Below are 17,623 nucleotides of genomic sequence, written 5' to 3' on the forward strand. Positions count from 1 at the left end.
CATGCGCCCCTGTCCGAAGCACATCCTACACGGCGGCCGGCCGGCGCCCTGCGCATGGCGGCGCGAGGGGCCTCCCGGCCCGCTCGCGCCCTCGATCAGCCGGTATTGCGCACGCCGGCCGCAATGCCATTGATCGACAGGTGGATGCCGGTCTTGATGCGCTCATCGGTCTGGCCGCCGCGCCAGCGGCGCACCAGTTCCACCTGCAGATGGTGCAGCGGATCGATGTAGGGAAAGCGGTGGCGGATGGAGCGCGCCAGCGCCTCGTTGTGGGCCAGGCGCTGCTTGTCGCCCGTGATGCGCGCCAGCGCATCGACGGTGCTGTGCCACTCGGCCTCGATGGCGCTGAAGATGCGGCGGCGCAGGCGTGCGTCCGGCACCAGGTCGGCATAGCGCGAGGCCAGGTTCAGGTCGCTCTTGGCCAGCACCATGTCCATGTTGGACAGCAGGGTGCGGAAGAACGGCCACTGGCGGTACATCTTCTGCAGCAGGGCCAGCTGGGCCTTGCCATCCTTGCCCGGCTGCCCGATGAAGGCCTGCACCGCCGCGCCGAAGCCGTACCAGCCCGGCAGCGTGAGCCGGCACTGGCCCCAGCTGAAGCCCCAGGGAATCGCGCGCAGGTCCTCGATCTTCTGCGAGGGCTTGCGCGAAGCCGGGCGCGATCCGATGTTCAGCTCGGCAATCTCGCGGATGGGCGTGCTGCTGAAGAAGTAGCTGGTGAAGCCAGGGGTCTCGTACACCAGGGCGCGGTAGGCGCCCATGCTGGCCTCGGACAGAAACGCCGCCGCATCCAGGAAGGCGCGCGTGGCCGGCTTGGTCGGCTGCAGCAGCGTGGCCTCCAGCGTGGCGGCCACCAGGGTCTCCAGGTTGCGCCGGCCGATCTCGGGGTTGGCGTACTTGGAGGCGATGACCTCGCCCTGCTCGGTCAGCCGGATCTGGCCGCGCACGGTGCCCGGGGGCTGCGCCAGGATGGCCTGGTAGCTGGGGCCGCCGCCACGGCCCACCGTGCCGCCGCGGCCATGGAACATGCGCAGGCTGATGCCATGGCTGTCGGCCAGATCATCGAACAGCTCGACCAGCGAGATCTCGGCGCGGTACAGCTCCCAGTTGCTGGTGAAGATGCCGCCATCCTTGTTGCTGTCGCTGTAGCCCAGCATGATGTCCTGCTCGCCGCCGCTGCGCTGCACCATGGCCGCCACTCCGGGCAGCTGGAAGTAGCGCCGCATGATGGGCGCGGCGCTGCGCAGGTCGCCGATGGTCTCGAACAGCGGCACGACGATCACGTCGCAGACGGCGCCGTCGTCCAGCGTGCCGCGCAGCAGCCCCGCCTCCTTTTGCAGCAGCAGCACTTCCAGCAGGTCGCTGACCGACTCGGTGTGGCTGATGATGCAGTGGCGTATCGCCTCGGCGCCCAGGGTCGCGCGCAGGCGGCGCGCGGCCTCGAAGATGGCCAGTTCACCGCGCGCATGCTCGGAATAGTCGGCGCCCACCACGCGCAGCGGCCGCGCCTCTTCCAGCAGGCGCACCAGCAGGGCGCACTTGGCGTCTTCCTGCAGGCCCGAATAGTCGGGCTCCAGGCGTGCGGTGGCCAGCAGCTCGGCCACCACCTCCTCATGCTTGTCCGAACTTTGGCGCAGATCCACGGTGGCCAGGTGGAAGCCGAAAACCTGCACGGCGCGCATCAGCGGACGCAGGCGCTGGGGCGCCAGCACCTCGCCATGGTTGCGGCTGAGCGAGTCGTCGATGACGCGCAGGTCGGCCAGGAACTCCTCGGGCGAGGCATAGGCGTTCTGCGGCGCCACGGCATGGCGCGCGGCCTCGCCGCCGGTCAGCACCTTGAGCGTGGCGGCCAGGCGCGCGTAGATGCCGGTGAGCGCGCGGCGGTAGGGTTCGTCGGAGCGGTGCTCGTTGGTGTCGGGCGAGCGCTCTGCCAGCGCCTGCATCTCGGGCGTGACATCGGCCAGGCGCTGGGACAGCGACAGCTCGCCGCCCAGGTAGTGCACCTCGCGCAGATAGTGGCGCAGCGCCACGTCGGCCTGGCGCGACAGCGCCAGCTCCAGGCTCTGGGCCGTGACATTGGGGTTGCCGTCGCGGTCGCCGCCGATCCAGTGGCCCATGCGCAGGAAGCTGTGCACGGGCAGGGTGTTGCCCAGCTCCTGCTCCAGTTGCGCATACAGCTTGGGAATCTCGCGCAAGAAGGTGGCTTCGTAGTAGGACAGCGCGTTTTCGATCTCGTCGGCCACGGTGAGCTTGGAGTAGCGCAGCAGGCGTGTCTGCCACAGCTGGCTGACGCGGGCGCGCAGCTGGGCCTCGTTGCGTTCGAGTTCGCGCGGGGTGAGCGCGTCCTTGGCGCTGTTGTACAGCTGGGCGCGGGCCACGATGTCCTCGCGCGCGGCCAGCAGTTGGGAGATGTCGCGCTCGGCCACCAGGATGCTCTGGCGCTGCACTTCCGTGGGGTGGGCCGTGAGCACGGGTGCCACATAGCTCCTGGCCAGCGTCTGCGCCACGGTACCGGCCGAGATGCCGGCCCAGCGCAGGCGCGCCAGCGCCACTTCGATGCTGCCTTCCTGCGTGTTGCCCGCGCGCTCGTGCACGGCGCGGCGGCGGATGTGGTGGCGGTCCTCGGCCAGGTTGGCCAGATGGCTGAAATAGGTGAAGGCGCGGATCACGCTCACCGTCTGGTCCGTGGTCAGGCCCTTGAGCAGGCGCTTGAGCGCGCGGTCGGCGGTCTCGTCGGCATCGCGACGGAAGGTCACCGACAGCTGGCGCACCTGCTCGATCAGCTCGAAGGCCGCCACGCCTTCCTGCTCGCGGATCACATCGCCCAGAATGCGCCCCAGCAGGCGTATGTCCTCGATCAGCGGCAGGTCCTTGTCCGTCTTGCGGACAGGCTTGTCATCACGCCTGTCATCTCGCGCATTGCTCTTGCGGGGGGCGGTGGCCATCAACGAATCTCCTGGAATCGGTCAGCGTATCGGTTTGCTTGGGCTTCGGTCCTGGTGCCGGGTTTACTGCGGCGCAGCATGCTAGCATCCCGCGCTCCCCCCGAGGCTCCTGATGAATACCAAACCACTGATCCCCCACTCCATCGTGATCGCCACGCGCGAGAGCCAGCTGGCACTGTGGCAGGCCGAGCATGTCCAGGCACTGCTGCGCGCCCGGGGGCATGAAGTGGAACTGCTGGGCATGACCACCAAGGGCGACCAGATCCTGGACCGCACGCTGTCCAAGGTGGGCGGCAAGGGCCTGTTCGTCAAGGAGCTGGAAGTGGCGCTGGAGGAAGGCCGCGCCCACATCGCCGTGCACTCGCTCAAGGACGTGCCCATGGAGCTGCCCGAAGGCTTTGTGCTGGCCTGCGTGATGGAACGCGAAGACCCGCGCGACGCTTTTGTCTCCAATCGCTACGCCGCGCTGGCCGAGCTGCCGCAGGGCGCCGTCGTCGGCACATCGAGCCTGCGCCGCCAGGCACTGCTGCAGGCCCTGCGCCCCGACCTGAGGATAGAGCCGCTGCGCGGCAACGTGAACACCCGCCTGCGCAAGCTGGACGAAGGCCACTACGACGCCATCGTGCTGGCCGCTGCCGGCCTGATGCGCCTGGGCCTGGCCGACCGCATCCGCGCCAGGTTCGAGCCCGCCGGCATGCTGCCTGCCGCAGGCCAGGGCGCGCTGGGCATCGAGGTGCGCGCCGACCGCCAGGACCTGATCAACGCCCTGGCCCCGCTGGCCCACCAGACCACCTGGCTGACCGTGACCGCCGAGCGCGCCGTCAGCCGCTGCATGGGCGGCAGCTGCTCCATGCCGCTGGCGGCGCACGGCACCTTCGACGGCCAGCAACTGCGCCTGGACGCAGCCTGGGGAGACCCGGAAGGCCGGCTGCCGCTGGTGCAGGTGCACGCCGACGCCACCGTCACCGACTTCGCCAGTGCCGACGCACTGGGCCAGCACGTGGCTGCGCTGCTGCAGGCGGCGGGCGCCCAGCCGGCCCCCAAGCTCTAGACGGCACGCCCACATGCCACCGCGCATACTCGTCACCCGCCCGGCCCATGACGCGGCCGCGTGGGTGGATGCGCTGCAGGCCCGGGGCCTTCCAGCCCAGGCGCTGGCACTGATGGCCATAGGCCCCTGCCGCGATGCGGCCACGCAACAGGCCTTGCAGGCCGCCCGCAACGCGCTGCGCGAAGGCCCGGGCTACCGCGCCGTGATGTTCGTCAGCGGCAATGCCGTCCAGCATTTCTTCGGCACCGACCCCACACGGCTTCCGGTCTCCACCCGCGCCTGGACGCCCGGCCCCGGCACCGCCCAGGCGCTGCTGGCCCTGGGCATTGCGCCAGCACAGATCGACGGCCCACCGCCGGACGCCGCCCAGTTCGAATCCGAAACGCTATGGCAGCGCGTGCATGACCAGATCCATGCGGGCGACCGCGTGCTCATCGTGCGCGGCGACAGCCAGGCAGGAGCGCCCAGGACCGTGCCGGCCACGGCAGGCGCCGGCCGCGATTGGCTGGCCGCCCGACTGCGCGAGGCAGGTGCCCAGGTCGAAATGCTGGCCGTCTACCAGCGCGAACTGCCTGCCTGGGATGCAGCCCAGACGGCACTGGCACGCCAGGCGGCCGAAGATGGCACGCTGTGGCTGCTCAGCAGCGCCGAATCCGTTGCCAACCTGCAACAGCTCCTGCCGGGCCAATCGTGGCAAAAAGCGCGAGCGCTCGCTACGCACGAGCGAATCGCTGCCCAGGCAAGACACATGGGATTCGGAGATGTCAAGCAATGCCGGCCCGCTCTGGAGGACGTGGTTGCGTCGATAGAATCGTTGCCATGAGTTCCGACGCAGCGCAAGACCGCCCCACCCCGCAGGACCTAACGCCCGCATCCTCCGCAGCAGCCTTCGCAGCCGGCTCCGCCCAAAGCAGCCCCGCTGCAGACCTGCGCGGCGGCTCCTCGGCCCTGGTCTACGGCGTGGGCGCCGTGGCCGTCGCCGCGCTCATTGCCTGCGGCATGCTGTGGCAGCGCCTGGGCAATATCCAGGAACAGCTGGCGCGCCAGTCCGCGCAGTCCGGCTCCCAGTCGGTCGAGGCCCGCACCCTGGCGCGCGATGCCCAGGACCTGGCCCGCGATAGCGCGGCGCGCACCTCGGTCATGGAGGCGCGCATTGCCGAGCTGTCTCTGCAGCGCACGCAGCTCGACGAACTCCTGCAAAGCATGTCGCGCTCGCGCGACGAAAACCTGGTGGTGGACATCGAATCCTCCATCCGCCTGGCACAGCAGCAGGCCGAGCTGTCCGGCAGCCTGCAGCCGCTGGTGGCCACGCTCAAGAACGCCCGCCAGCGCATTGAACGCGCCGCCCAGCCCCGGCTGGCCCCGGTCATGCGCGCGCTGGACCGCGACCTGGAACGGCTGGCCCGCATGAGCGTGACCGACACCGCCGGCCTGCTCACGCGCATCGAGGACCTGGTGCGCCTGGTCGACGAGATGCCCCTGCTCAACGCCGTGGCCCAGCCACGCGCCAGCCGCCATCGCGGCGTGGCCGGCCAGGCGGCCCGCCAGCCCGAGCCCGCCCCCATCGAGGGCAGCCCCACCGAATGGCGCTGGTGGCAATCCTGGGGCGAGCGCGGCTGGACGGCCGTGCGCGAAGAAGCCCAGGACCTGCTGCGCGTCAGCCGCATAGACCACCCGGACGCCATCCTGCTGGCGCCGGAACAGGCCTATTTCCTGCGCGAGAACCTCAAGCTCAAGCTGCTGAACTCGCGTCTGGCCCTGCTGTCGCGCCAGTGGGATGCGGCGCGGGCCGACCTGGCCGCTTCCGGGATGGCCGTGAACAAGTACTTTGATCCTGCCGCGCGGCGCACCCAGATCGTGCAGGCCCAGCTGCAGCAGATCCAGGCCAATCTGCGCACCACCGAACAGCCTGCGCTGCAGGAAACCCTGGCGGCCCTGGCAACGGCCGCCGCAGGCCGCTGAGCAGCCGGGAGACAGACGAATGCGCGCTGCACTGTGGTTGATCGGTTTGTTCGGCATGGCCGTTGCGGCCGCCTTGTTCGCGGGCTCCAACCAGGGCACGGTGACCCTGTTCTGGGCGCCCTACCGGCTGGACCTGTCCCTGAACCTGGCCATTGCCATCATCGTGCTGGCCTTCGTGCTGCTGTATGCCGCGCTGCGCGCGCTGGCCGCGCTGCTGCAGATGCCGCACCAGGCGCGGCGCTGGCGCAGCCAGCAGAAAGAGCGCGCCATGCACCACAGCCTGCTGGAAGCCCTGTCGCACCAGCAGGCCGGCCGCTTCCTGCGCGCACGCAAGTCCGCGCTGGCGGCCCTGGCCATGGAAGAGTCCCTGGCCGAGACCCATGCCGCCGTGCCGCACGGCATGCGGCTGCGCGCCGCCGCCCACATGGTGGCCGCCGATGCCTCCCATGCACTGCAGGACCGCCAGCAGCGCGACCACCATTGGCGTGAGGTCCTGGCCAACGCACCGGCCCAGGGCAACGCCCAGGAGCAGGAAATGCGCGAAGGCGCACAGATGCGCGCCGCGCGTTGGGCCCTGGACGACCGCGACGCATCCGACGCACTACGCCGCCTGGCCGAACTGCCCCAGGGCGCGGCACGCCGCACGATCGCGCTGCGCATCCGCCTGAAGGCCTCGCGCCTGGCAGGCCAGACATCGACGGCGCTGGACACGGCGCGCCTGCTGGCCAAGCACCGCGCCTTCTCGCCCGCGGCCGCCGCCAGCGTGGTGCGCGGCCTGGTACTGGAGAGCATCAACGAGGCACGCGACACCACGCAGCTGCAGCACTTCTGGCTGTCGCTGGACACGGAAGAGCGCGCCATGCCCGAGATTGCGCTGCCGGCCGCATCGCGTCTCATGGCCCTGGGCGGCGAGGCCGCGCAGGCCCGTGCCTGGCTGCTGCCCGTGTGGGAGCGCCTGCTGTCCCACGCAGGCCCGCGCAGCGAATCCCACCTGCCGCGCCTGGTCCAGGTGCTGGAGCCCTGCCTGGACGGCCTGGACGGCGCCTGGCTGGCTCGCATCGAGGCGGCCAGCAACGCCCATCCGCGCGAAGCCCGCCTGCAATACCTGGCCGGCATGGCATGCGTGCAGCGCCAGCTCTGGGGCAAGGCCCAGCAGCTTTTGCTGCGCGCAGCCCCCCACCTGCAGGAAAGCGCACTGCGCACCCGCGCCTGGCAGCGCCTGGCCCTGATGGCCGAGCACCGCGGCGATGCCGATGCAGCGGCTGCCGCCTGGAAGCAGGCAGCGCAGGCCGTGGTTGTGCTGCCCGCCGATCCGACCCGGCCCTGAGCCCTCCGCGCGGCACGGCGAGCCTTCATCTTTTTTGAATCGAGCCGTCAATACCGCTGAACTCTTTTGGATTTGCCGCTTCCTACACTGCACGTTGTCCGCAGTGCACGAAGTCCACGCAGAGCGCACCGCACCCTTTCTTGCCATCCAGGGCCCCTTTGCAGGGGCCCTGAACGGTTCCAAAGCCTGCCGCCATCCATGACAGAGTCCTCAGCCCGCGCCAACGCGCCAGCAAAATCCTCCTCCAAAGCCACGCGCTACAACGGCGTGGCCATGGCTGCCCACTGGCTGCTGGCCCTGGGCCTGATCGCCGCCCTGGCCCTGGGCTGGTACATGACAGGCCTGCCGTTCTCGCCCTCGCGCCTGAAGCTCTACAACTGGCACAAGTGGCTGGGCGTCACGCTGTTGACGCTGAGCCTGCTGCGCCTGGTCTGGCGCATCACCCATCGCCCGCCCGAACTGCCCGCCGCCGTGGCCCGCGCCATGCCCCAATGGCAGCACTGGGCCCACAACGGCACCCACCACGCCATGTACCTGCTGTTCTTTGCCGTGCCCCTGCTGGGCTGGGCCTACAGCTCGGCGGCCGGCTTTCCCATCGTCTTCCTCGGCGTGCTGCCCCTGCCCGACTTCGTGAGCGCAAGCCCCGAGCTGGCCGAAACCCTCAAGCCCCTGCACGGCTGGGCGGCCTGGGCCCTGGTCGCGCTGATCGCCATGCATGTGGGCGCCGCCCTCAAGCACCAGTTCATCGACCGCGACGGCCTCATCTCCCGCATGCTGCCGGGCCGCGCCTGAGTTTTCTCCCCCAGCCAGGGCCTGCGCACCGCGCTGCGCGCGCCCCAGCCATCCCCGATCGAATGTTTCCCGACCCCCAAAGGAGTCCTGCCATGCGCTTTTCCGCCACGCTGACCACCATTGCCCTGGCCGCTGCGGCCCTGACCTCCCAGGCGGCCCTGGCCGAGCAAAAGCTCGTTCCCGCCCAGAGCGCCGTGAACTTCACGGCCAAGCAGATGGGCGTGCCCCTGCAGGGCCACTTCAAGAAATTCGATGCCCAGGTCCAGTTCGACACGGCCAAGCCCGACACCAGCAAGATCCGCTTCACCGTGGACACCGGCAGCGCCACCATGGGCGCCAAGGAAACCGATGCCGAGCTGCCCAAGGCCGATTGGTTCAACGTCGCCAAATTCCCGCAGGCCGTCTTCGACTCCACGGCCGTCAAGGCGCTGGGCGGCGGCAAGTACCAGGTGGACGGCAAGCTCAGCATCAAGGGCCAGGTCCAGAACGTGAGCATTCCCGTGCAACTGGCACAGTCCGGCACCACGACCACGGCCACCGGCACGCTGCCGCTCAAGCGCCTGCAGTTCAAGATCGGCGAAGGCGAATGGGGCGATACCTCCATGGTGGCCGACGAGGTCCAGGTGCAATTCAAGCTGGCCCTGACCGGCGTGGGCAAGCTGTAAGCGGCACTCTTGCCCAGCATTGGCCGTTTTCTTTTCCGTTTCGTGCAACCCCAACCTAGGAGTTCTTTCATGCGCACTTCCGTGTTTGCCCTGGCCATTGCCGGCCTGTTCGCCACCGCTGCCCAGGCGGCTCCCGCAACCTACGCCATCGACCCGACGCACACCTTCGCCACGTTCGAGATCGACCACAACGGTGCCTCGACCAACCGCGTGCGCTTCGACAAGAAGAGCGGCACCGTGGAATTCGACCGTGATGCCAAGGCCGGCAAGGTCGAAGTCGTGCTGGAAATGGACTCGCTGAGCTCGGGCACCGCCGCCTTCGACAAGCACCTCAAGAGCGCCGACATCTTCAACGTGGCCAAGTTCCCCCAGGCCAAGTTCGTCTCCGACAAGTTCGTCTTCGACGGCGACAAGCTCAAGGAAGTCACCGGCCAGCTGACCATCCTGGACAAGACCCAGCCCGTGACCATCAAGGCCAACAAGTTCACCTGCTACCCCAACGCCATGCTGCAAAAGCGCGAGACCTGCGGCGGCGACTTCGAGGCCGTGATCGACCGCACCGCCTTCGGCGTGAACTACGGCGTGGACTACGGCTTCCCCAAGCAAGTGCGCCTGGTGATGTCCATCGAGGCGGTCAAGCAGCAGTAAAACGGTATTCGCCGCAGTGCCTTTCGGGGCGATGCGACCCAAAGCCCGTGATCCGGAAGCCGGTCACGGGCTTTTTTGCGTTGCGGGCCGGGCCTGCCACCTCCTGACCACTCCCGCCAGCCTGAGCACCCCTTGCTCGATGGCCTGCGGCTGCAGGCTTGCATAGCCCAGGACCAGCCCGGCGCAGGACTGGCGGCGATGGGCGTCACCGGCCGCATAGAGCGGCGAGATGGGGCGAACGCCCACGCCGCGCTCTCGCGCCAACCGCACCAGGGCAATCTCATCGCGCTGATGCACGGCAGGCACCCAGGCCACCACATGCAGGCCGGAGGCCGAGCCTTCGACCTGCACCGCGCCCGGCAGGTGCCGCTCCAGCGCCTGCAGCAATGCCGCCCGCCGGCCTTCGTTGCGACGGCGGGCAGCGCGCACATGGCGCTCGTAGCTGCCGTCGTCGATCAGCGCGGCCAGCACCAGCTGGTCCAGGCGCGGCGCATGCCGGTCGGCCAGCCGCCGGGCTTCCCGGAACACGGGCACCAGGGACGGCGGCAGCACCAGGTAGCCCATGCGCATCTGCGGGGACAAGGCCTTGGAGAAGGTGCCGACATGGATGACGCAACCCACCTCGTCAATGGACTGCAGGGCGTCGATGGGGCGCAGCCCGTAGCGGAATTCGCCGTCGTAGTCGTCCTCCAGAATCCAGGCACCCGTGGCGCGCGCCCAGGCCAGCAGCTGCTGCCTGCGGCCTATGGGCAGCACGCCGCCCAGCGGAAACTGGTGCGAGGGCGTGACATAGGCCAGCCGCGCCTGGCGCCCGGCCAGCGCCGAGGTATCCAGGCCCTGTTCATCGACGGCCATTTCCTGCAGGCATGCGCCCTGGGCCTCGAACACGCGGCGCGCCATCAGGTAGCAGGGTTCTTCCATCAGCACGGTCTCGCCCGGATCGACCAGCACGCGCGCGCACAGGTCGATGGCCTGCTGCGAGCCCTGCACCACCACGATCTGATCGGCCGAACAGACAAGCCCCCGCGCCCTGCGCAGATAGCCTTGCAGCGCCATGCGCAGCGCCAGCTCGCCTTCGGGCGCGTCGTAGGACAGGGAGGACTGGCGCTGCACGATGGCGCGGTTGTAGGCACGCCGCCAGGCCAGCGTGGGAAAGTCATCAAAGGCCAGGGCGCCGTACAGAAAGTCGATCACGGCAGGCCCTTCATCCCCGGCGCGAGCGGGCTGGGCCTGCGCCAGCGCATCCACGCGCCGTCCATAGGAAGACAGGCGGGATCGGCAATCCTGCGCCGCAGCCGCAATGCGGGGCGCGCGGCTGCGCTGCTCCGCGCCAGCTGCCACGCGCGCCCGGGCGCCCTGTGCAGTCTCCAGATAGCCCTCGGCCGCAAGCTGCTCGTAGACCGCCGTGATGGTGGTGCGCGACACACCGAGGTCCAGCGCCAGCGCGCGGGTGGAAGGCAGGCGCGCGCCCACGGCCAGGCTGCCGTCGGCCATCTGGGATTTCAGCCATTCGTGGATGCGGCGGGCGCTGGGCGCAGCCCCGGTATCCGCGGCGAAATGGGACTTCAACTGGTCTTCCAAAAAATCACGAAACTGGATTTTTCATTGTGCCAGGGATGGTGGATAGTCCTGTTTCCCCCGATGCCGGTCCACCGTTGCGCCAAGCTCCATGTACACGCCCGCCCATTTCTCCCTCACCGATTCCGGCAGCCTGCACGGCCTGATCCGCAGCTACCCCCTGGGCACGCTCGTCACCCAGGCCAACGGCGTGCTGGACGCCAACCACCTGCCGTTCCTGCTGGATGCGGCCCCAGGGGAGATGGGCACGCTGAGCGCCCATGTGGCCCGCGCCAATCCCATCTGGCAGCAGTGCCGCGATGGCGCCGAGGTGCTGGTCATCTTCCGTGGTGCCGAAGGCTATATCTCGCCCAGCTGGTATCCAAGCAAGCACGAGACGCACCGCCTGGTGCCCACCTGGAACTACGAGGCCGTGCATGTGCACGGGCAAATCAGCATCCATGACGACGAGAGATTCGTGCGCGGCCTGGTCGGCCGGCTCACCCGGGTCCATGAGGCATCGCAGGCCCAGCCCTGGAAGATGTCCGACTCGCCGCGGGAATTCATCGACGGCATGCTGCAGGCCATCGTCGGCCTGCAGATCCGCATCACCCGCCTGGAGGGCAAGGCCAAGCTCAGCCAGAACCGGCAGGCCCGCGACCTGGAAGGCGCCATCGGCGCGCTGCGCGAGCGCGGACAGGAGCCGCTGGCCGGCGCCATGGATGCGGCGCCGCGCATCTAGCGCCAGCCACCCTCACACAGGTTGCCAACCACCGATGTACACATCCACCTTCACCTTCGCGCCGGGCGAATACGACGCGCAGTTCCATGCCCTTGACGGCCGGATCGCCGCGATCGCCCGCGCCATCCCCGGCTACCTGGGCGAAGAGGCCTGGGAGAACCCCGCCACAGGCCTGGTCTCCAACGTCTACTACTGGCAGACCTGGGAGGCGCTGCAAGAGCTGATGCGCCACCCTGCGCATATCGAGGCCAAGCGGCAGCAGGCGCGCTGGCTCAAGGGCTACCAAGTGGTGATCGCCCACGTGGTGGGCAGCTACGGCGATGGCGGGATAGCGCACCCGCTGGCCACCGCTGCGCAAGGCACTGCGCACCCGGCGCGCTGACCGGACCCGCTTTTGGCCCGATGATGGCGGCCATGCGATGGCGTTTTGATCCTGTTTCCCTGGCGTGGGCGGTGGCCCTGTTTGTCCTGCTCGTGCTGCTGGCCACCGTCGGCGCACGCTGGGGCTGGGTGCGCAGCTTCTTCGGCGACGTGTTGGCCGTGGCCTGGGTCTATGCCGTGTTCAAGACCGTGATCGCCGCGCGCGTGCTGCTGCTGGCGTCGGCCGCGCTGGGCGTGGGCCTGCTGGTGGAACTGGGCCAGTTCCTGGCATCGACCTTCCAGTTGCACATTCCCAACCGCGCCTTGCGCATCGTGCTGGGCAGCACGGCCGACTGGTGGGATGTGCTGGCCTATGTGATGGGTTTTGCAGCCGTGCTGGTGGTGGAGGCTGCGTTCCGTGGCCGCAGAGCCAGGCCTGTGCTCTGATCAGGCCCGTACAGCGCAGCCACCGGCCTTGAGCACCCGCTTCGTCGAGGCCGGATACCGCTCCAGCTTGTCCGCCGGCCGGCGCGGCCTGGCCACCAGCTCGCCACCGCAGTTGGGGCAGGCGCCGTGCAGCACATGATCCGCACAGCCGGCACAGAACGTGCACTCGAAGGTGCAGATGCGGGCCTCGGCGGACTCTGGCGGCAGGTCCTTGTCGCAGCATTCGCAGTTGGGTCGAAGCTCAAGCATCGGTGCACTCCGGGTGTGGTCCATGAAGACTGGCATCCTAGTGGATGTGCTCTGCCGGGGAGCGGTCCTCGCGCTCCATCTGCAGCGTCGTATGGTGCAGGTCGAAGCCGGCCTGCAGCCTGTCTTCGATATCGCGACGCACCTGCTCGCCGTCCGCGCCGGGCAGCAGCACCACATGGCCGGTCAGCATGGGCTTGCTCTGCGTGACCGCCCACAGGTGGACATCGTGGATCGCTGCCACGCCCGCCGTGCCCGCAATCGTCTCGCGCACCGCCTGCAGGTTCATCCCGGAGGGCACGCCTTCCAGCAGGATGTTGATGCACTCGCGCAACAGGGTCCACGTCCGCGGGAACACCATGAAGCCGATGCCCACGGCCACCGCCGAGTCGATCCACCGCCAGCCCGTCAGCCAGATCAGCGCAGCACCGGCGAGCACGCCGATCGAGCCCAGCATGTCAGCCCATACCTCCAGGTACGCGCCCTTCACGTTCAGGCTCTCGTCCTTGCCGCCCGACAGCAGGCGCATGGAGATCAGATTGATCACCAGGCCCGCGGCCGCCACCGCCATCATGCCCAGGGACTGGATTTCCGCGGGTGCCGACAGGCGGCGGTAGGCCTCATACAGGATGTAGAAGGCCACTCCCAGCAGCACCAGTGCGTTGACGGCGGCGGCCAGGATCTCGAAGCGCGCATAGCCGTAGGTGCGCAGCAGGTCGGCTGCCTTGCGGCCGGCGCGTATGGCCACCAGGGCCAGCAGCAGCGCCATCGCGTCGGTCAGCATGTGCATGGCGTCGGAGATCAGGGCCAGGCTGCCCGTGACCATGCCGCCGATGATCTCCACCACCATGAAGGTGCCGGTCAATCCGAAGGCAAACCAGAGACGGGATTCCGGCAGGGCGCGCACGTCGCCGTGCTGATGGCTGTCGCTCATGAGGTTCCTTGACTTGAAAACGGTTGTGAACAGAGGGCCGCCGCATCCATGGCGACCATGGCAAGCGGGGGGATCGGACCTCGATGAGAAAGCGTGAAGTGACTTGAAGGTCAAGTGCTGGCGGCAACTCGGCACCGCAGGTGGCCCGGACACCGCAGCGCGCATATCCCTGCATCCATCGCAACATTTCATTTAGGTAAATTGATTACGAATAGTAGAATCAAAACATCCACCAAGGAGACATTCGATGAACACAAGCGCCCGTCCCGACCTGTCCACACTGCCACCGCCCGCCGCCGTGCAGCAGCTGCACCACTACGCCTACAAGGCCCGCGATGCCGAGGAGACCCGCCACTTCTACGAGGACATCCTGGGCCTGCCGCTCTACCACATCATCCAGAGCGACTACGTGCCCAGCACGGGCGAGTACTGCCCCTACACGCACTTCTTCTTCCGCCTGAAGGATGGTTCGTTCATCGCCTTCTTCGACATCGGCGACGACGAAAAGGCCCTGCCCTCGCCCAACACGCCGCTGTGGATCAACCACATCGCCTTCCGCGTGGACACCGTCGAGGAACTGGAGAACACCAAGGCCCGCCTGGTGGCGCATGGCATCGAGGTGCTGGGCGTGACCGACCACCACATCTTCAAGAGCATCTATTTCTTCGATCCCAACGGCATCCGCCTGGAGCTGTCGGCCCAGCTGGCCGACGAAGTGCAGATGGCGCGCGAAAGCACCACCGCCCACGCCCGCCTGAACGAGTGGACGGCACGCAAGGAGCAATGGCGCAAGGAACGCGCCGAAGGCAAGGCGGCGCAGCCGCTCAAGCCCCAGAGCAACGACAGGCCCGAGTTCGTCCCCGACGCAGCGGCCTGAATAAGACCCGGCGAACAGGCAGGCGGACGGGGTCGGTAGAATCTCCGTCAAACCGTCATCCATTTCGCATATGCAGACGGCATCCCTTCAACGGATGCCGTTTTCATTTGCCAAACGCCATTCGCACAATTCCCCGCAAGCAAGCCATGAGCGACACCATTGCCCAGCCCGGCCTCGACAGCCTGTCCAAATCGTTTGAACCCGCAGCCATCGAGGCTCAATGGGGCCCCGAATGGGAAAAGCGCGGCTACGGCGCAGCCGGCGTGCGCGGCACGGGCCAGGCAGATGCATCCCAGCCCTCGTTCTCCATCCAGCTGCCGCCGCCCAATGTGACGGGCACGCTGCACATGGGCCATGCGTTCAACCAGACCATCATGGACAGCCTCACGCGCTACCACCGCATGAAGGGCCACAACACGGTCTGGGTGCCCGGCACCGACCACGCGGGCATCGCCACGCAGATCGTGGTGGAGCGCCAGCTGCAGGAGCAGGGCATTGCCAGCCGCCACGACATGGGCGCGACGCCTCCCGAGGCGCGCAAGAACTTCGTGAGCAAGGTCTGGGAGTGGAAGAACCAGAGCGGCAACACCATCACCGGCCAGATGCGCCGCATGGGCGACAGCGTGGACTGGAGCCGCGAGTACTTCACCATGGACGACAAGCTGTCGTCCATCGTCAACGAGACCTTCGTGCGCCTGTACCAGCAGGGCCTGATCTACCGTGGCAAGCGCCTGGTGAACTGGGATCCCAAGCTGATGTCCGCCGTCTCCGACCTCGAGGTCGAGAACGAGGAAAAGGACGGCTCGCTGTGGCACATCGCCTATCCGCTGGCCGACGGCTCGGGCCAGCTCGTGGTGGCCACCACGCGCCCGGAAACCATGCTGGGCGACGCAGCCCTGATGGTGCACCCCGAGGACGAGCGCTACCAGGCGCTGATCGGCAAGACCGTGATCCTGCCCCTGGTGGGCCGCGAGATCCCCATCATTGCCGACGACTACGTGGACCGCGAGTTCGGCACGGGCGTGGTCAAGGTCACGCCCGCGCATGACAACAACGACTACGCCGTGGGCCAGCGCCACGGCCTGCCGATGATCTGCGTGCTGACGCTCACGGCCACCATCAACGACGAGGCGCCCGAGAAGTACCGCGGCATGGACCGCTTCGTGGCGCGCAAGGCCATCGTGGCCGACCTGGACGCGGCCGGCCTGCTGATCGAGACCAAGAAGCACAAGCTCATGGTGCCCATCTGCACGCGCACGGGCCAGGTGATCGAGCCCATGCTGACCGACCAGTGGTTCGTGGCCATGAACAAGGTGGGCGAAGGCGATGCCACGGGCAAGTCCATCGCGCAGAAGGCCATCGATGCCGTCTCCAGCGGCCAGGTGCAGTTCGTGCCCGAGAACTGGGTCAACACCTACAACCAGTGGATGAACAACATCCAGGACTGGTGCATCTCGCGCCAGCTGTGGTGGGGCCACCAGATTCCCGCCTGGTACGACGAGGACGGCAAGGTCTACGTGGCCCGCACCGAGGAAGAAGCCCAGGCCCAGGCCCCCGGCAAGACGCTCACGCGCGACGAGGACGTGCTGGACACCTGGTACTCCTCGGCCCTGGTGCCGTTCTCCACCATGGGCTGGCCGAACCAGACCGAGGCGGCCGACGATGACTACAACCTCTACCTGCCCAGCTCGGTGCTGGTCACGGGCTACGACATCATCTTCTTCTGGGTCGCCCGGATGATCATGATGACCACGCACTTCACGGGCCGCGTGCCCTTCCGCCATGTCTACATGCATGGCCTGGTGCGTGACGCCCAGGGCAAGAAGATGAGCAAGTCCGAGGGCAACGTGCTCGACCCCGTGGACCTGATCGACGGCATCGACCTGGACACCTTGCTGGACAAGCGCACCCAGGGCCTGCGCCGCCCCGAGACCGCCCCCCAGGTGCGCAAGAACACGCAAAAGGAATTCCCCGAGGGCATTCCCGCCTACGGCGCCGACGCGCTGCGCTTCACCTTCGCGGCCCTGGCCTCGCTGGGCCGCTCCATCAACTTCGACAGCAAGCGCTGCGAGGGCTACCGCAACTTCTGCAACAAACTGTGGAACGCCAGCCGCTTCGTGCTGATGAACTGCGAAGGCCATGACTGCGGCCTGCTGCCCCACACCAAGGAGCAATGCCAGGCCGGCGGCGAGTTCGCGGGCTACATGCAGTTCAGCCAGCCCGACCGCTGGATCACCTCGCAGCTGCAGAAGGTCGAGGCCGAAGTGGCCAAGGGCTTTGCCGAATTCCGCCTGGACAACGTGGCCAACGCGCTGTACGACTTCGTCTGGAACGAGTTCTGCGACTGGTACCTGGAAATCGCCAAGGTGCAGATCCAGACCGGCAGCGAGGCCCAGCAGCGCGCCACGCGCCGCACGCTGATCCGCACGCTGGAGGCCATCCTGCGCCTGGCCCACCCCATCATCCCGTTCGTGACCGAAGCCCTGTGGCAGAAGGTCGCCCCGGTCGCCGGCCTGCCCGGCGAGTCCGTGGCCGTGGCCCGCTACCCCGAGGCCCAGCCCGAGAAGATCGACGAGGCCGCCATCGCCTACGTGGGCCGCATCAAGCAGATGATCGACGCCTGCCGCACGCTGCGCGGCGAGATGGGCGTGTCGCCCGCACAGCGCCTGCCGCTGCTGGCCGTGGCCAGCTCGGACGACGAGGCGCAGTTCCTGCGCACCAACGCCGCCGTGCTTCAGAACCTGGCCAAGCTCAGCGAAGTCAAGGTGTTCGACGACGAAGCCGCCTGGGCCGAGGCCGCCCAGGCCGCGCCCGTCTGCGTGGTGGGCGAGGCGCGCCTGGCGCTGTTCGTGGAGATCGACGTGGCGGCCGAAAAGGCCCGCCTGTCCAAGGAAGCCGCACGCCTGGAAGGCGAAATCACCAAGGCCAATGCCAAGCTGGGCAACGAGGCCTTCGTGGCCAAGGCACCCCCGGCCGTCATCGACCAGGAAAAGAAGCGCGTGGCCGACTTCGGCGCAACGCTGATCCGCATCCAGGAACAACTCGCCCGCCTGGGTTGAAAGATCCGTTT

At 68.1% G+C, this 17,623-nt stretch carries 16 protein-coding genes; 12 read left to right on the forward strand and 4 right to left on the reverse strand.

Annotation, left to right across the window (positions count from 1 at the left end; translation table 11 throughout):
• Positions 1-95: 95 nt before the first annotated feature.
• Positions 96-2,945 carry a phosphoenolpyruvate carboxylase gene (ppc, locus tag ACF8ML_RS27510; protein WP_017406380.1) on the reverse strand — a complete coding sequence of 950 codons (2,850 nt, stop codon included), beginning with the start codon at positions 2,943-2,945 and terminating at the stop codon, positions 96-98.
• Between the two features lie 112 nt (positions 2,946-3,057).
• Between ppc and hemC the strand changes: the two genes are divergently transcribed.
• From hemC to ACF8ML_RS27545, 7 genes are all read left to right on the forward strand, one after another.
• Positions 3,058-3,996 (forward strand): hydroxymethylbilane synthase, encoded by a 939-nt coding sequence (gene hemC / locus ACF8ML_RS27515; protein ID WP_392408523.1) that lies wholly within the window; start codon positions 3,058-3,060, stop codon positions 3,994-3,996.
• Between the two features lie 13 nt (positions 3,997-4,009).
• Positions 4,010-4,819 carry a uroporphyrinogen-III synthase gene (locus ACF8ML_RS27520; protein ID WP_392408524.1) on the forward strand — a complete coding sequence of 270 codons (810 nt, stop codon included), beginning with the start codon at positions 4,010-4,012 and terminating at the stop codon, positions 4,817-4,819.
• Positions 4,816-5,958: a uroporphyrinogen-III C-methyltransferase gene (locus tag ACF8ML_RS27525; RefSeq protein WP_034399587.1), complete on the forward strand. Its 1,143-nt coding sequence runs from the start codon at positions 4,816-4,818 to the stop codon at positions 5,956-5,958. Before ACF8ML_RS27520 ends, ACF8ML_RS27525 begins: the two co-directional genes overlap by 4 nt.
• A gap of 19 nt (positions 5,959-5,977) precedes the next feature.
• Positions 5,978-7,285, forward strand: coding sequence for a heme biosynthesis HemY N-terminal domain-containing protein (locus ACF8ML_RS27530; RefSeq protein ID WP_016452499.1), 1,308 nt, complete (start codon positions 5,978-5,980; stop codon positions 7,283-7,285).
• 198 nt (positions 7,286-7,483) lie between these two features.
• The gene (locus ACF8ML_RS27535; RefSeq protein WP_016452500.1) at positions 7,484-8,077 is read left to right on the forward strand and encodes a cytochrome b; all 594 of its coding nucleotides are present in this window, start codon (positions 7,484-7,486) and stop codon (positions 8,075-8,077) included.
• Positions 8,078-8,169: 92 nt separating this feature from the next.
• Complete coding sequence (locus ACF8ML_RS27540) at positions 8,170-8,742, forward strand: YceI family protein (RefSeq protein WP_016448944.1); 573 nt, start codon at positions 8,170-8,172, stop codon at positions 8,740-8,742.
• A gap of 69 nt (positions 8,743-8,811) precedes the next feature.
• Complete coding sequence (locus tag ACF8ML_RS27545; RefSeq protein ID WP_016448945.1) at positions 8,812-9,390, forward strand: YceI family protein; 579 nt, start codon at positions 8,812-8,814, stop codon at positions 9,388-9,390.
• Between the two features lie 63 nt (positions 9,391-9,453).
• Here ACF8ML_RS27545 and ACF8ML_RS27550 read toward each other — a convergent pair whose 3' ends face one another.
• The gene (locus ACF8ML_RS27550) at positions 9,454-10,959 is read right to left on the reverse strand and encodes a PLP-dependent aminotransferase family protein (RefSeq protein WP_392408526.1); all 1,506 of its coding nucleotides are present in this window, start codon (positions 10,957-10,959) and stop codon (positions 9,454-9,456) included.
• Positions 10,960-11,059: 100 nt separating this feature from the next.
• Here ACF8ML_RS27550 and ACF8ML_RS27555 point away from each other — a divergent pair, with 100 nt between their 5' ends.
• The 3 genes from ACF8ML_RS27555 to ACF8ML_RS27565 are packed head-to-tail and all read left to right on the forward strand — an operon-like array spanning position 11,060 to position 12,496.
• Positions 11,060-11,689, forward strand: a complete 630-nt coding sequence (locus tag ACF8ML_RS27555; RefSeq protein WP_392408527.1) for an FMN-binding negative transcriptional regulator — start codon at positions 11,060-11,062, stop codon at positions 11,687-11,689.
• 34 nt (positions 11,690-11,723) lie between these two features.
• Positions 11,724-12,071, forward strand: a complete 348-nt coding sequence (locus tag ACF8ML_RS27560; RefSeq protein WP_016452503.1) for an antibiotic biosynthesis monooxygenase — start codon at positions 11,724-11,726, stop codon at positions 12,069-12,071.
• Between the two features lie 20 nt (positions 12,072-12,091).
• Positions 12,092-12,496: a DUF2809 domain-containing protein gene (locus ACF8ML_RS27565; RefSeq protein WP_392408528.1), complete on the forward strand. Its 405-nt coding sequence runs from the start codon at positions 12,092-12,094 to the stop codon at positions 12,494-12,496.
• On the opposite strand, the gene ACF8ML_RS27570 is transcribed toward ACF8ML_RS27565, so the two are convergent.
• Both ACF8ML_RS27570 and ACF8ML_RS27575 read right to left on the reverse strand, forming a co-directional pair.
• Entirely contained in the window at positions 12,497-12,745 is a 249-nt protein-coding gene (locus tag ACF8ML_RS27570) for a DUF1272 domain-containing protein (protein WP_012204142.1), read from the reverse strand.
• Positions 12,746-12,782: 37 nt separating this feature from the next.
• Entirely contained in the window at positions 12,783-13,676 is an 894-nt protein-coding gene (locus ACF8ML_RS27575; protein WP_043790489.1) for a cation diffusion facilitator family transporter, read from the reverse strand.
• A gap of 247 nt (positions 13,677-13,923) precedes the next feature.
• On the opposite strand from ACF8ML_RS27575, the gene ACF8ML_RS27580 reads away from it, so the two are divergent.
• Together ACF8ML_RS27580 and ACF8ML_RS27585 are read left to right on the forward strand one after the other, a co-directional pair.
• A complete protein-coding gene (locus tag ACF8ML_RS27580) occupies positions 13,924-14,553 on the forward strand; it encodes a VOC family protein (RefSeq protein WP_012204140.1) in 630 nt (209 codons plus the stop codon).
• A 146-nt stretch (positions 14,554-14,699) separates the two neighbouring features.
• Complete coding sequence (locus ACF8ML_RS27585) at positions 14,700-17,612, forward strand: valine--tRNA ligase (protein WP_392408529.1); 2,913 nt, start codon at positions 14,700-14,702, stop codon at positions 17,610-17,612.
• The last annotated feature ends 11 nt before the right edge of the window (positions 17,613-17,623 follow it).

Origin of the sequence: Delftia sp. WSY_10, from assembly GCF_043104705.1 — a bacterium.
GTDB classification, from domain to species: domain Bacteria; phylum Pseudomonadota; class Gammaproteobacteria; order Burkholderiales; family Burkholderiaceae_C; genus Comamonas; species Comamonas tsuruhatensis.

Bases quoted from the DNA above. Each gene is read 5' to 3' on its own strand.
- ACF8ML_RS27560 (WP_016452503.1), top strand. From the start codon at position 11,724: ATGTACACATCCACCTTCACCTTCGCGCCGGGCGAATACGACGCGCAG.
- ACF8ML_RS27540 (WP_016448944.1), top strand. From the start codon at position 8,170: ATGCGCTTTTCCGCCACGCTGACCACCATTGCCCTGGCCGCTGCGGCC.
- ACF8ML_RS27535 (WP_016452500.1), top strand. From the start codon at position 7,484: ATGACAGAGTCCTCAGCCCGCGCCAACGCGCCAGCAAAATCCTCCTCC.
- ACF8ML_RS27565 (WP_392408528.1), top strand. From the start codon at position 12,092: ATGATGGCGGCCATGCGATGGCGTTTTGATCCTGTTTCCCTGGCGTGG.
- ACF8ML_RS27530 (WP_016452499.1), top strand. From the start codon at position 5,978: ATGCGCGCTGCACTGTGGTTGATCGGTTTGTTCGGCATGGCCGTTGCG.
- ppc (WP_017406380.1), bottom strand. From the start codon at position 2,945: ATGGCCACCGCCCCCCGCAAGAGCAATGCGCGAGATGACAGGCGTGAT.
- hemC (WP_392408523.1), top strand. From the start codon at position 3,058: ATGAATACCAAACCACTGATCCCCCACTCCATCGTGATCGCCACGCGC.
- ACF8ML_RS27545 (WP_016448945.1), top strand. From the start codon at position 8,812: ATGCGCACTTCCGTGTTTGCCCTGGCCATTGCCGGCCTGTTCGCCACC.
- ACF8ML_RS27575 (WP_043790489.1), bottom strand. From the start codon at position 13,676: ATGAGCGACAGCCATCAGCACGGCGACGTGCGCGCCCTGCCGGAATCC.
- ACF8ML_RS27525 (WP_034399587.1), top strand. From the start codon at position 4,816: ATGAGTTCCGACGCAGCGCAAGACCGCCCCACCCCGCAGGACCTAACG.
- ACF8ML_RS27580 (WP_012204140.1), top strand. From the start codon at position 13,924: ATGAACACAAGCGCCCGTCCCGACCTGTCCACACTGCCACCGCCCGCC.
- ACF8ML_RS27570 (WP_012204142.1), bottom strand. From the start codon at position 12,745: ATGCTTGAGCTTCGACCCAACTGCGAATGCTGCGACAAGGACCTGCCG.
- ACF8ML_RS27585 (WP_392408529.1), top strand. From the start codon at position 14,700: ATGAGCGACACCATTGCCCAGCCCGGCCTCGACAGCCTGTCCAAATCG.
- ACF8ML_RS27520 (WP_392408524.1), top strand. From the start codon at position 4,010: ATGCCACCGCGCATACTCGTCACCCGCCCGGCCCATGACGCGGCCGCG.
- ACF8ML_RS27555 (WP_392408527.1), top strand. From the start codon at position 11,060: ATGTACACGCCCGCCCATTTCTCCCTCACCGATTCCGGCAGCCTGCAC.